This window comes from Nocardia sputi (assembly GCF_023501985.1).
Genome location: NZ_JAMFLC010000003.1, coordinates 361,067 through 374,318 on the forward strand (window position 1 = coordinate 361,067; position 13,252 = coordinate 374,318).

Consider the following 13,252-nt stretch of genomic DNA (forward strand, 5'->3'; position numbering starts at 1 on the left):
CCGACCCTACCGCGTGACCGGTAACGTGTTCACCCCTCAGCGGGGAACGCCGTCGCGGATTTCACCACCGACCACTGGGTGACCGGAAGCTGGGGACGCCACGTGGTGAAGGAGCCCAGCGGTTCGCCACGGTAGATCTGGAACTTCCGCAACATGCCGCCCTGGGCGTTCGACCAGCTGAGCAGCAACGATTCCGACTCCGCCGTCACCGCGTTCGCGACGAGCCGCCCACCCTGACGCAACTGCGACCAGCATGTCTCGAGCACGCCATCCTGCGTGAGGCCGCCACCGACGAAAATCGCGTCGGGAGCGGCTGTTTCGGTGTCGGCGGCGAGTTCGGCGCGCACCTCGCCGCGCACGAGAATGTGCGGGACCCCCAGGGCGGCGGCGTTGTCCGCGATCTGCCGCCGCCGGTGCTCGAGCCGTTCGAACGCGACGGCCCGGTTACCCGGATGCGACCGGCACCATTCGATGGCGATACTGCCCGACCCACCGCCCACATCCCAGAGCAGTTCGCCGGGAGCGGGCGCCAGCGCCGCCAGCGTCAGAGCGCGGACCTCGTGCTTGGTGAGCTGCCCGTCGCCGCCGAACAATTCGTCCGGCAAGCCCGGAAGGCGCGTCGCACGCGGCCGGCCCGGGTCGGCCGCGCAAGTGATCGCCACTATGTTCAGCGGGTCGCCCGGCGGGTGTTCCCACTGCTTCGCGATTCCGGTGCGGTGTCGTTCGGCGGACCCGCCCAGCTGCTCGAGGACCGTGAGCTCGGAATCGGCGAAACCATGGCGCCCCAGTAGACGCGCCAGCTCTCCCGGCGTGTGCTCGTCGGCACTGAGCACCAGCAGCCGTCTGCGGTCGGCCAGTTCGGGCAGCACCGTCGCCGATGGCCGCCCCACCACGCTGACCACCGGCGTTTCGGCCAGCGGCCACCCCAGCCGGGCGCAGGCCAGCGAGGCCGACGACGGCTGCGGCAGCACCCGCAGGGCGCGTGGACCGAGCAGACGGGACAAGGTGACGCCGATCCCGTAGAACATCGGATCGCCGCTGGCCAGCACGCACAGCCGCGCACTGCCGTGCTGCCCGAGCAGGCCGGGCAGCGCGGGCAACAAGGGCGACGGCCAGCTCACCCGCCGCGCGGCCACGGTGGACGGCACGAGGTCGAGCTGGCGCGCGGAACCGAACAGGATCTCGGCATCGCCGACCGCGTCCCGTGCGGCGCGACCGAGACCGTCCCAGCCGTCGGCGCCGATCCCGACGACCGCGATGGGCGTGCCGGTCCACGTCACGGGCCCGGCGCTCACCGGGGCATCCGGCGCCAGATCGCTTGCGGCAGCAGGCGCATCGCGAAGAACACCGGTCGCAGGACCCGGGGCACCCAGACCCTGCTCGCGCCGCGGCGCAAACCCTTGACCACGGCGTCGGCGACCTGGTCCGGAGTGCTGGAGAACGGAGCCGCAGACATCCCCTCGGTCATCCGGCCGATGACGAATCCGGGACGGACCAGCAGCAATCGAACTCCGCTTCCGTGCAACGCGTCCGCGAGACCGGACGCGAATCCGTCCAGTCCCGCTTTGGCCGATCCATAGACGTAATTGGCGCGTCGCACGCGCACGCCCGCGACCGAGCCGAACACGACGATCTGTCCCGCGCCTCGGGCGCGCAGCAGATTCGCCACGATGGTGAGCACACTGGCCTGGGCGACGAAGTCGGTGTGCAGGATCGCCGCCGCGTGGGCGGGATCCCGCTCGGCGCGCTGCTGATCGCCGAGCACGCCGAAGGCGAGCACCGCGATGCCGATGGGCCCGTGCTCCGCGGCGATCTTCTCCAGCAGCGCCGCATGACTCGCGGTGTCGTCGGCGTCGAACTCGGCGGTGTGCACCGCACTCGCGCCCGCGGCCGCGATTTCCGCACACTGCGCGTCCAGCTCGTCGCTGCGCCGGGCCGCGAGCACAACCGCTCGCCCGCGCGCCAGCCGCCGCGCCACTTCGAGCCCGATCTCGCTGCGGCCGCCCAGCAGCAGTACGGTTCCGTCGACCAATCCACGCGTTCCCATGCGCCCCAGTCTGTCATTGGCGCGGGTGCGGCCCGTCATCGCTCACCGGCGCGGCACGCGTCACCGCCCGGGCCGATGGGGCGCGCGGAGGCGCCGAGAGCTACGGTCAGGGAATGCCGACGAGTACCGCTGAGTTGTCGCCCGCCGCCCTCGAGTTCGTCGCCGAACGGCACCTCGCCACACTGACGACATTGCGGGCGGACGGGACGCCCCATGTCGTAGCGGTGGGGTTCACCTGGGACGGCGAAGCCGGGATCGCGCGCGTGATCACCAACGACGGGTCGGTGAAGGTCCGCAATGTGCGCCGCTCCGGGTACGCGGCGGTCAGTCAGGTCGACGGGATCCGGTGGATCACCTTGGAAGGCCCGGCGACCGTGCTCGACGCCCCGGACGAGGTCGCCGAAGCGGTCGAGCGGTACGCCGGTCGCTATCGCGTGCCGCGCGAGAACCCGACACGCGTGGTGATCGCCATCCAGGTCCGGCGTGTGCTGTCCAGCAGCACGCTCGTCGCACCGGCCGCCGAGGGCTGAGCCGCGGCGAACGGAGCAGGCGCGTGGCGAACGGCACAGGCGCGTAGGGGTCCGCGCCGCGGTCAGCCGTCGGTCACAGCACCGTGAGGCCGTGCGGGCGCTTGTTCACCGATTCGCCGCCATCCTCGGTGACGACCACGATGTCCTCGATGCGCGCACCCCACTCGCCTCGGAAGTAGATACCGGGCTCGACGCTGAAGGCCATGCCGGGTCGCAGCACGACATCGTTGCCCGCGACGATGTAGGGCTCCTCGTGCACCGACAAACCGATGCCGTGGCCGGTACGGTGCACGAAGGCGGAGCCGAGACCGGCCTCTGTCAACGGGTTCCGCGCGGCGGCGTCCACCGCGGCCGCGGTGACACCTGGCCGGACCGCCGCGACCGCCGCCGCCTGTGCGCTCTCCAGTTCGGCGTACCTGGCGGCCACCTGCGGATCCGGCTCGCCCAGAACGTAGGTGCGGGTGCAGTCGGAATAGTAGCCGGGCTCGACCGGGCCGCCGATGTCGACGACCACCACGTCCCCGGCCTCGATCCGGCGCTCGGACACCGCGTGATGCGGATCTGCCCCGTGCGGACCGCTGCCGACGATGACGAACGCGGCCTCGGTGTGCCCCTCCGCCACGATCGCGGCGGCGATGTCGCGGCCGACCTCTGCCTCGGTGCGTCCAACCTGCAAGAACTCCCCCATGCGCGCGTGCACCCGGTCGATCGCGGCGCCTGCCCGGCGCAGCGCGTCCACCTCGGCCGCATCTTTGATCATGCGCAGCTCCCGCAATACGGGCGTGGCCGATACCGGCAGACCGGTGAACGACTCGGCCAACGGCAACAGGTGCAGGGCGGGCATGACGTCGGCGACCGCTACCCGGGAGCCGACGTGCAGCGTCGACTTCACCAGCGCGTACGGGTCGGTGCCGTCGACCCAGTCCAGTACCTGCAGGCCCAGCTCCCCCGCCGCCGAGGCTTCCAGCGACGCCAGCTCCAGTTTCGGGATCACCACCGACGCGGGCGCGCCGTCGGCCGGGATCACCAGGCAGGTCAGCCGCTCGAACGATTCGGCCGCCGAGCCGATCAGGTAGCGCAGGTCGGGCCCCGGAGTGATGAGCAAGGCGTCGAGGTGGGCGGCCCGCATCAGTTCCACCGCCCGTTCCAGTCGTGCACCGTAGACGTCCGCCGCGAATCGGGAATCCGTATGCGAGCTCATTCGTCCGACGTTACCCGTCCCGCACGGCCGATGAACGCCGAACTTCGCCCGGTGGTGTCGGTGCGAGCGAGTAGCCTCAGCCCGTGACCTCTGCTGCCGGTGGGCCCCTGTTGCTGCTGGACGGAGCCAGTCTGTGGTTCCGCGCCTATCACGCCATCCCCGACAAGATCACCGCGCCCGACGGCCGGTCGGTGAACGCGCTGCGTGGTTTCACCGACATGGTTGCCTCGCTGATCACCAAGTTCGCCCCGAGCAGGCTGGTGGTGTGCCTGGATCTGGACTGGCGACCGGCGTACCGGGTCGCTCTGGTGCCGTCCTACAAGGCGCACCGGCTGGATCCGTCGCCGGAGGCCGCACCCGGCGCCGAGAGCGTTCCCGACACGCTCACGCCGCAGGTCGAGATGATCCTGGAGGTACTCGCGGCGGCGGGCATCGCGACCGGCGGCGCGGACGGTCTGGAAGCCGACGACGTGCTGGGCACCTTGGCGACTCGGGAACGCACCGACGAGGTGGTCGTGGTCAGCGGCGACCGCGACCTGCTGCAGCTCGTGCGGGACGAGCCCGCGCCACAGGTACGGGTGCTCTACGCCGGACGGGGGCTGGCCAAGGCGGAACTGTTCGGCCCGGCCGAGGTCTCGGCGAAGTACGGTGTGCCGCTGCGCAATGCGGGCCCGGCCTACGCCGACATGGCCACATTGCGCGGCGATGCCTCCGACGGTCTGCCCGGGGTCGCGGGTATCGGGGAGAAGTCCGCCTCCACGCTGATATCCCGTTTCGGTTCACTGGAGGCCCTGATCGCGGCCGTCGAGGATCCCGACGCCGACCTGGCACAAGGCGTGCGCGCCCGGATGCGGGCCGCCGAGGACTACCTGAAGGCCGCCGCACCGGTCGTCCGAGTGGTCCGCGACGCCGAGGTGGCGCTGTCTCGCAGCGACGCGCTCCCCACCGAACCGGCCGACCCGGACCGCCTGCGCGCCCTGGCCACCGCCTACAACGCCGAAAGCCCGATCACGCGATTGATCACGGCATTGGGCGCGCGCACCGCCTGACCCGGGAACGCGAGAGTTCCGCCGCTCCCTCTGCGAAAGGCCGATTTCGCGGTGAATCGGGCATACACCGGCCACCACCCCCGAGTAGCGCGACCATCGCCGCAGGCAACACACCGGCTCGACTCCCGGTTTCGAGCAAAGCGAGGCCGAGCGTTGTCCGTTCGCGGCCCGGCTCGCGCCCGAGGGGCGGCAGCGTAAACGGCGAAGGAGCAGGCGGCGGTCGATCGGCAGCGAGCCGAGCCGGCGAACACCTAGCGCCGCAAGCACTGGCTGGACCAGCACAACCCGGCTCGCGTCCGAGGAGCCGCCGCGTACGCGACGAAGGAGCAAGCGGTGGCCGCTCGCACGCGAGCCGAGCAGGTCCCGAACACCCAGCGCCGCAAAGCGCTGGGAAATGAACGCGACCTAGCTGGGGCGGCCGACCTCGTAGGTGCCGTCGTCCTTGGTGATCTTGATGTTCACCTTCTTGGCCTCACCGCTGACCTTCACGCTGCATTCGAAGGTGGCGTCGACCTTGACCTCCTGGCCGGACGGGCAGGAGACGTCGCTGATGTCCTGGATGCCGTAGGAGTCCGACAGCACCTTCTTCACGCCGTCCTGCACCGCCGCCTGGTCCAGCTGGTCCTTGGCGGTCAGCACGAGCACGAGCGCGACGATCGCGCCGACCACCGCGACACCGAGCACGGACAGACCGATGATCAGGCCTTTGCCCTTGCCGCCTTGCGGCGGCGGCTGGCCCGGCGCGCCCCACTGCGGCTGCGGCTGCTGCGGTTGCCCCCACTGCGGCTGCTGGCCCTGCTGGCCCCAGTCCTGCTGCGGTTGGCCCCACTGCGGCTGCCCCTGGGCGGGTTGCTGACCCCACTGCGGCTGCTGCGGCTGCTGGCCCCACTGCTGCTGCGGTTGTCCCCACTGCTGCTGCGGTTGCTGCTCACCCCAATGCTGGGTCGGCTGGGCCGAGGCCGGGGTCTGCGGCTGACCGCCCCACTGCTGTGTGGGACCGGCCGCGCCCGGCGCCTGCTGTCCACCCCACTGCTGGGTGGGATCGTTGCGTCCCTCCCCGGGGTCGTTCGGTCCGTACGGGCCGCTCATCTGCTTGCCTCCACTCGCATCGTTGTACACACGGTAGCCCCCCGCGTGGGCCTCGTCGCATGACACGACTACTCCGCCACGGTCGGTACGCGAAAGAAATCAAATCACAATCGAATCCGCCGTGTTGATATTGCCGTCGCCGGGCCCGTCGCCCAGGCCGCTCAGGCGGCGTCCACCGCCACCACACCCCGCCGGATCGCTCGCACCGCCTTGGCCGCGGTGGCGGCGACCTCGGGATCGTCGGCGGTGCCGTGGATTTGATCGAGCAGATCGATCACCTGCCGGCACCAGCGCACGAAATCACCGGCCGACAGCGGAGCACCCTGGTCACCGCTGGCGAGCAACGACTCGGCCAACCCGTCCCCGCGCGCCCATTTGTAGACGCCGTCGACGAAACCCAGATCGGGTTCCCGGGTCGGCGGCAGCTTGTGCCGCGCTTCGTCGGACCGCAGCTCCGACCAGACGCCGATGGTCGCGCCCACGGCCCGCCGGATCGGCGCCGTGGGTCCGCTCGCGCCGAGATATCCACCCTCCTGACGGGATTCGTACACCAGGGTCGACACCACGCCGGCCAGCTCGGCCGGGCCGAGGCCGCGCCACAGCCCCTTCCGCAGGCATTCGGCTACCAGCAGGTCGCTCTCGGCGTAGATGCGGGCCAACCGGCGCCCGTCCGGCGTCACCTCGCTCTCGTGCACGAATCCGCGTTCCTCCAGCAGGCCGAGAATCCGATCGAAGGTGCGAGCCAGCGAGTTGGTGGTCGCGGCAACCTTCTGGCGCATCGCTTCCGTCTCGCGCAGCAACCGGTTGTAGCGTTCGCCCACCCGGGACAGTTGCTCGCGATCGGGCCGGGAGTGCGCCGGATGCGCGCGCAGGCTGCGGCGCAGCGTGGCGAGTTCCCGGTCGTCGGCGGCGGCGGAGTTCCTGCCGCGCCGGGGCCTACCGGGCACCGAGATCCCGGTGCTGCGCAGTGCGGAGGCCAGATCGCGGCGTGTGCGCGCGGTGCGATGATCCACCCGACGCGGCAGCCGCATGTGTCCGAGCGCCTCGGCCGGCACGGGGAAATCGGCCACCGACACCCGCCCGGCCCACTTGTCCTCGGTGAGTACCAGCGGGCGCGGATCGCCGGGCGTCGCGTCCGGCTCCAAGATCACCGCGAGCCCGGCGCGGCGGCCGGACGGAATGGCCACCACGTCGCCGCGGCGAAGAGCGCCGAGGGCGTCCACCGCGGCGCCCCGCCGGTCGGCGCGGCTCTGCTGGGCCAGCTGCCGCTCCCGCTGCTTGATCCGCTCGCGCAGCGACAGGTATTCCAGGAATCCGCCTTCGGTGCCGCCGAGCTGCGAGCGCAGCTTGCGCAGCGCGGCCTCGTTGCGCTCGATGCCGCGGACCAGCCCGACCACCGACCGGTCCGCTTGGAACTGGGCGAAGGATCGCTCCAGCAGGGCACGCGATTCGTCGGCGCCCATCCGGTCGATGAGGTTGATCGACATGTTGTAGCCGGGCCGGAACGAGCTGCGCAGTGGATAGGTGCGCGTCGAGGCGAGACCTGCGACCGCGCTGGTGTCCACCTCGGGCTGCCACAGCACCACCGCGTGGCCTTCGACGTCGATGCCACGCCGCCCGGCCCGCCCGGTCAGCTGGGTGTACTCCCCCGGCGTGAGTTCCGCGTGCGACTCCCCGTTGAACTTGACCAGCCGTTCCAGCACCACGGTGCGCGCGGGCATGTTGATGCCGAGGGCCAACGTCTCCGTGGCGAAGACCGCCCGCACCAGGCCGTTGACGAACAGTTCCTCGACGGTGTGCCGGAAGGCGGGCAGCATCCCCGCGTGATGCGCGGCCAGGCCGCGGTGCAGCGCCTCGCGCCACTCCCAGTAACCGAGCACCTCCAGATCGGTCTTGGGCAGATCGCCGGTGTGCTTGTCGATGATGGCGTCGACCTGGTCGCGCTCCTCCGGACGGCTCAGGTCCAGCCGCGACCGCAGGCACTGCGCGAGCGCGCCGTCGCACCCCGCCCGGCTGAAGATGAACGTGATCGCGGGCAGCAGGCCTTCGTCGTCCAGTTTGGCGAGCACCTCGGGTCGCGGCAGCGGACGGAAGTCCCGGCGCGGTCCGCCGCGGCCGTTGCGCGGGGCGCCCCAGCTGTTCATCCGGTCGGCGGCCTCCCGATGACGGATGAACCGCACCAGGTCTTCGTCGACGAGCACCTTCTGTTCGGTGGATTTGGTGTCGAACAGGTCGAACATCCGCCGCCCCACCATGACGTGCTGCCACAGCGGCACCGGCCTGGTCTCGTCAACCACCACCGCGGTGTCGCCGCGCACGGTCTCCATCCAGGCGCCGAACTCCTCGGCGTTGCTGACCGTGGCCGACAGGCTGACCAGCCGCACATCCGGCGGCAGATGCAGGATGACCTCCTCCCACACGGCCCCGCGGAACCGGTCGGCGAGGTAGTGCACCTCGTCCATCACGACGTAGGACAGACCGCGCAGCGAGTCGGAGGACGCGTAGAGCATGTTGCGCAGCACCTCCGTGGTCATCACGACCACGGGCGCGTCCGGGTTGATCGACTGGTCGCCGGTCAGCAGTCCGACGCTCTCGCGGCCGTGCCGCTCGGTGAGATCGGCGAATTTCTGGTTCGACAGTGCCTTGATGGGCGTGGTGTAGAAGCATTTCCCACCCGCGGCCAGCGCCAAATACACGGCGAATTCGCCGACGACCGTCTTACCCGCCCCCGTCGGGGCGCAGACCAGGACACTGTGGCCTTCTTCGAGCGCCGCACAGGCAGCACTCTGAAACGGATCCAGCCGGAACTTCAGCTCGGCGGAAAATGCGGCCAACTCGCCCGTCTGCGACCGTGCATCTGTCACTTGTCAGAGGGTATCGGAGTAGTCCGACACCGGTCGTGTGGATTTCTCCGCGGGAGTGGTGATCGACTCGGCCGGGTCGATCGGCTCCGGCCCGCTCAGCTCGGAAGCCTCTTCGTCGGACAACGCGTCCAAACGCTCCCGTTCCTTGCGCGCCTTGCGCATATCGTTGATCCGGGAGAACTGGATCGCCACCTCGAACAGCACCGTCAACGCGAACGCCAGCGCCAGCATCGAGAACGGGTCCTGCGGCGTCACGATCGCCGCGAACACGAACAACCCGAACGTGATTCCGCGCCGCCACGCCTTGAGCCGCGCATAGGTCAGCACCCCGACCAGGTTCAATCCGATGATCAGCAACGGCGTCTCGAAACTGACCCCGAAGATGACCAGCAACTGGATGATGAAACTGAAGTACTGCGACCCGCTCAACGCGGTGATCTGCACGTTGTCGCCGATGGTCAACAAGAAACTCAACGCGTGCGCGATCACCACGTACGCCAGCACCGCACCCGCGGCGAACAACACCGTGCCCGAGGACACGAACCCGATCGCGTACTTGCGTTCCTTGGCATAGAGCCCCGGGGTGATGAACGCCCACAGCTGATACAGCCAGATCGGCGCGGCCAACACCACACCCGCGGTCATGCCGACCTTCAACCGCAACGTGAACTGCTCGAACGGCGCGGTGGCCAGCAGACGGCACTCACCGTCGGGGCTCAATGTGGCGCGCGCGGACGCGGGCAGCGAACAGTACGGCCCGCGCAGGATCTCGCCCAGGCTGTCGATCCCCAGGAACCCGTGCGCGTACCACAGGAATCCCAGCACCGTCGTCGCGATCACCGCCGCGATCGACACCAGCAACCGGTAACGCAACTCCTGCAGATGCTCGACCAACGACATCGTGCCGTCGGGATTGGTCCTGCGCTTGCTGCGCCGCGGATCGAACGGGATTCGCATTGTTGGTGATCGCCCCTGGGTCGACGTGCCTCGCTCAGCTCGGCACCAGCACTAGGTCCGGAGTGAGTCGTTCCTCACTCCGGCGCGAGCGGATCCGCTCAGACCGACTTCTGCTCGGTGCGGGGCTCGGTGGCCGACGGGGCCGGCTGCTGCGCGGCGGGCAACTGCGGCGCGGGCTGCTGAGCCGAGGAGCCGTTGCTGGGCGCGTTGCTCTCGTTCTGCATCTGACTGACCTCGCTCTTGAAGATGCGCAACGACCGGCCCAGGCTGCGGGCCGCGTCGGGCATCCGCTTCGCGCCGAAGAACATCACGAAAACCACCGCAATGATCAGCCAGTGCCAGATGCTCAGACTGCCCATGATCTACCTCCCAAGACTGTGATGTCTCGATGCTACCGGACCGTGACGTGCGCGAACGCCGCCGTCACTGCTCGTTCGCCCGGCGTTCGGGCAGCGCGCCCGCCGCGGCGGCCCGCAACTGGCCGAGCAGCTCACCCCCGGTCCACGCGCGCCGATCGCCCTGCTCGGCGGCGACGATCAGTTCGATCAGCCGCTGATTCACCGGTGTCGGCATCCCGACCATCGCGCCCAGTCCGACGATTTCCCCGCACAGCCAGGAGATTTCGGTCGTGCGGCCCCGCTCGAGGTCGTCGGCCATGGATGAACGGGCCATCGGATCGATGGCCAGCACCTGCCCGGCCACCCACTGGAACAGGCCATCGGGAACGGTCAGCAGCGTGGCCATCACCCGCGGCGGCAGCGCGGTCAGCCGGGCCGGGCGAATTCGCGCCTTGTTCATCACCGCGAGCGCTTCGCGCTGCGTCAGCGCGAGGCAGCGCCGATAGTCCCGGTCGGCGAGCTCCTCCCGCAGCGGGCGCCCCGACAGCGCGTTGATCGGGTTGTTGAGGTTGAGCAGCAGCTTCGCCCACTGCACCGGTCGCAGGTCGGCATACCGGCGCAAGCCGAGCCCCGCCCGCTCGAACATCTCCAGGAACGGCGCCAGCGCCGGATCGTCCTGCGCCGCGAGACCGCCCTCGGTGCCGCGGTGGAAACGGCCCCCGGGATGGTGCACGACGTTGAACATCACCATCCCCGCCAGCACCACGCAGTGCGGCAGGATCTCCCGGATCACCGAGTCGTTGCCGATGCCGTTCTGCAGGCTCAGCACCACGGTGCCCGGCCGGATCTTGCCCGCCAGGTCGCGCACCGCCTCCGCGGTGGCGGCCGATTTCACCGTGACCAGAACCAGATCGGCCGATCCGACGTCATCGGGATCGGTGGCGAGGTGGAACCGGCCCGCCGGTAACGCGTCGTCGCCGCCGTCGAGGTCGGTGAGCCGGAGCCCGGACGCGCTGAGCTCGTCCAGCACGCGTCTGCGGCCGACCAGGGTGACATCCGCGCCCGCCACACCGAGCTTGCCGCCGACGAAGTTGCCGATACTGCCCGCACCCAGAACGAGCACGCGATTGTTCATGCCGGCAGCGCCTCTTCGTCCCTCATCGGGCCTCCAGATATCCGGCTTCCTCGTAGGCGGCCAGCGCGGCGTTCGAGCGCTCGCGCACCGCCGCGACCAGCTCCGGCGGGCCGAGGACGGTGACGCCTGCCCCGAAACCGAGCAGCAGGCGGGCCATCCAGTCCAGCGTGGCGAACCGCATGGTCGCCTCCAAGCTGCCGTCCGGGTGCACCGCCAGCCGATGCATGGGGTACTGATCGAGAACCCAAGCGTAGTCGGCGTGAATACGCAGATGCGCTTGCGGGACCGCCGGATCGTCCTGGAACAGGTCCAGGCCCGCCGTCGCCTCGGTGGCATGCTTGGGCGGCCGAGCGGGCTCGTCCAGCTCGGTCGCGGCCTCGATCCGGTCGAAGCGGAACAGGCGCACGCCCTCGGCCTGCCTGCACCAGGCTTGCAAATAGCTGTTGTCGTCCACGAGGACGATGCGGATCGGGTCGACGAGGCGTTCGGACACCACGTCACGGCTGGCGGAGTAGTACACCAGCCGCAGTGCCCGGCCGAGTGCCAGCGCCGACCGCACGGCGGCCACCGCGGGCGCCTCCGGCGGCGGCGTTCGCGTTTGCCCCTCCTCGGCGGGAGCCGCGCCGCCGGAGATCGCCGATTCGATCTTCGCGATGGCCGCGTTGGCCGCGGTCGGGTCGACCATGCCGGGCATGTCCACGATCGAGCGCAGCGCGACCAGCAGCGCGGTCGCTTCGGTGGAGGTCAGCCGCAACGGCCGGTCGATGCCCGCGGAGAAGGTGACCTCGATGCTCTCCTCGGAGAACGACAGATCGATCAGGTCGCCGGGGCCGTACCCGGGCAGCCCGCACATCCACAGCTGATTCAGGTCGCTCATCAGCTGCTTGGTGGTCACGCCCAGGTCGGCGGCGGCCTCGGCGGCGCTGATGCCGGGATGCGCGATGAAGTACGGGATCATGTTGAGCAGCCGGGAAAGGCGTACCGAGAGCCGCGAGCTCATGCCCGCACCTCCGTGCGGTCGAACACCGAACGCAACCGCGCGATGACATCGGCACGGAGGGACTCGGGGGCCAGCACCACGGCGTCCGGCCCCAAGCCCGTGATGAGCCGGGCCAGCCAGTCGCGGGATCGCACCGGAAGCTCGACCACGGCGCCCGCGCGGCCGCATACGGTGCGCTCGCCGATCACCTGGCCGATTCTGCGAAGCTCACGTCCTCGGCCCTCGGCCACCCATACCGTGGCCGAACCGCTGACCGGCGCGGTGCTGGTGACCTGGTCCACGATGGCGCGCAGATCCACGCCCTCGGGCTTGCGGACCACGTTGCGCGCGCCGTACGCCGTCACATCGTCGCCGATGCGGGACAGCCGGAAGCTGCGCACCGCGTCCCGGTCCCGGTCGTGCCCGACCAGATACCAGCGGCCGCGATGGGTCACGACACCCCACGGCTCGACGTCGCGCATCAGATAGGGGGCGTTGATGGCGCCGCGGTGCTCGAACCGCACCGCCTGTCCGGCGTCGATGGCGGCCAGAAGCTTGCCGAGCACCGGTTCCGAGCCGCGGGTACGGGCCGGAACGGCAGGCACCGAGGCCACGGCGACATCGGTCTCCACATGAACGCCTGCCGCGCGAAGTTTGAGCAGCGCGCCCTCCGCGGCGGCGGCCAGCTCGGGCGATTCCCACATCTGCACGGCCACCGCGACGGCGGCGGCCTCCTGGTCGGTCAGGTCGATGTCGGGTAGCTCGTAGGCGTCGCGGTTGATCCGGTAGCCCTCGATCGTCGAGTACCGGCTCACCGGACCGACCTCCAGCGGAATGCCCAGATCGCGCAGTTCGTTCTTGTCCCGCTCGAACATCCGGCTGAACGCCTCGTCGCTGGCGGAGTCCTCGTATCCGGCGACACTGTCCCGGATCCGCTCCGCGGTCAGGAACTGCCGGGTCGACAGCAGCGCGATGACCAGATTCATCAGCCGCTCGACCTTGGATATCGCCACCCGATAGAGGGTAATCTGCGTCGCCCCCGCCTCGCGCGGCGGCGCGCGTT

Annotated in this window: 12 protein-coding genes; 2 read left to right on the forward strand and 10 right to left on the reverse strand. The window is 70.0% G+C overall.

The features are described 5' to 3' along the window. Positions 1-29: 29 nt before the first annotated feature. Complete coding sequence (gene cbiE / locus M8859_RS06445; RefSeq protein ID WP_195139430.1) at positions 30-1,313, reverse strand: precorrin-6y C5,15-methyltransferase (decarboxylating) subunit CbiE; 1,284 nt, start codon at positions 1,311-1,313, stop codon at positions 30-32. Then, positions 1,292-2,047 carry a decaprenylphospho-beta-D-erythro-pentofuranosid-2-ulose 2-reductase gene (gene dprE2 / locus M8859_RS06450; protein WP_159925389.1) on the reverse strand — a complete coding sequence of 252 codons (756 nt, stop codon included), beginning with the start codon at positions 2,045-2,047 and terminating at the stop codon, positions 1,292-1,294. Before dprE2 ends, cbiE begins: the two co-directional genes overlap by 22 nt. A gap of 113 nt (positions 2,048-2,160) precedes the next feature. On the opposite strand from dprE2, the gene M8859_RS06455 reads away from it, so the two are divergent. Beyond that, positions 2,161-2,577, forward strand: coding sequence for a PPOX class F420-dependent oxidoreductase (locus M8859_RS06455; protein WP_159925391.1), 417 nt, complete (start codon positions 2,161-2,163; stop codon positions 2,575-2,577). A gap of 73 nt (positions 2,578-2,650) precedes the next feature. Here M8859_RS06455 and M8859_RS06460 read toward each other — a convergent pair whose 3' ends face one another. Beyond that, on the reverse strand, positions 2,651-3,778 hold the full coding sequence (locus M8859_RS06460; protein WP_249643985.1) for a M24 family metallopeptidase: 1,128 nt from the start codon (positions 3,776-3,778) through the stop codon (positions 2,651-2,653). An 83-nt stretch (positions 3,779-3,861) separates the two neighbouring features. Here M8859_RS06460 and M8859_RS06465 point away from each other — a divergent pair, with 83 nt between their 5' ends. After that, positions 3,862-4,827: a 5'-3' exonuclease gene (locus M8859_RS06465; protein ID WP_159925395.1), complete on the forward strand. Its 966-nt coding sequence runs from the start codon at positions 3,862-3,864 to the stop codon at positions 4,825-4,827. A 405-nt stretch (positions 4,828-5,232) separates the two neighbouring features. Here M8859_RS06465 and M8859_RS06470 read toward each other — a convergent pair whose 3' ends face one another. The 7 genes from M8859_RS06470 to M8859_RS06500 form a co-directional block, all read right to left on the reverse strand. Beyond that, on the reverse strand, positions 5,233-5,916 hold the full coding sequence (locus M8859_RS06470) for a DUF4333 domain-containing protein (RefSeq protein WP_159925397.1): 684 nt from the start codon (positions 5,914-5,916) through the stop codon (positions 5,233-5,235). A gap of 161 nt (positions 5,917-6,077) precedes the next feature. Then, positions 6,078-8,780, reverse strand: coding sequence for a DEAD/DEAH box helicase (locus M8859_RS06475; RefSeq protein WP_159925399.1), 2,703 nt, complete (start codon positions 8,778-8,780; stop codon positions 6,078-6,080). 3 nt (positions 8,781-8,783) lie between these two features. Next, complete coding sequence (gene tatC / locus M8859_RS06480; protein WP_159925409.1) at positions 8,784-9,737, reverse strand: twin-arginine translocase subunit TatC; 954 nt, start codon at positions 9,735-9,737, stop codon at positions 8,784-8,786. Positions 9,738-9,835: 98 nt separating this feature from the next. Then, on the reverse strand, positions 9,836-10,096 hold the full coding sequence (gene tatA / locus M8859_RS06485) for a Sec-independent protein translocase subunit TatA (protein ID WP_159925411.1): 261 nt from the start codon (positions 10,094-10,096) through the stop codon (positions 9,836-9,838). A 64-nt stretch (positions 10,097-10,160) separates the two neighbouring features. Continuing rightward, a complete protein-coding gene (locus tag M8859_RS06490) occupies positions 10,161-11,210 on the reverse strand; it encodes a 2-dehydropantoate 2-reductase (RefSeq protein ID WP_159925413.1) in 1,050 nt (349 codons plus the stop codon). Between the two features lie 22 nt (positions 11,211-11,232). After that, positions 11,233-12,210 carry a helix-turn-helix transcriptional regulator gene (locus M8859_RS06495; RefSeq protein WP_159925424.1) on the reverse strand — a complete coding sequence of 326 codons (978 nt, stop codon included), beginning with the start codon at positions 12,208-12,210 and terminating at the stop codon, positions 11,233-11,235. After that, positions 12,207-13,202 (reverse strand): helix-turn-helix transcriptional regulator, encoded by a 996-nt coding sequence (locus M8859_RS06500; protein ID WP_195071200.1) that lies wholly within the window; start codon positions 13,200-13,202, stop codon positions 12,207-12,209. Before M8859_RS06500 ends, M8859_RS06495 begins: the two co-directional genes overlap by 4 nt. Positions 13,203-13,252: the final 50 nt, after the last annotated feature.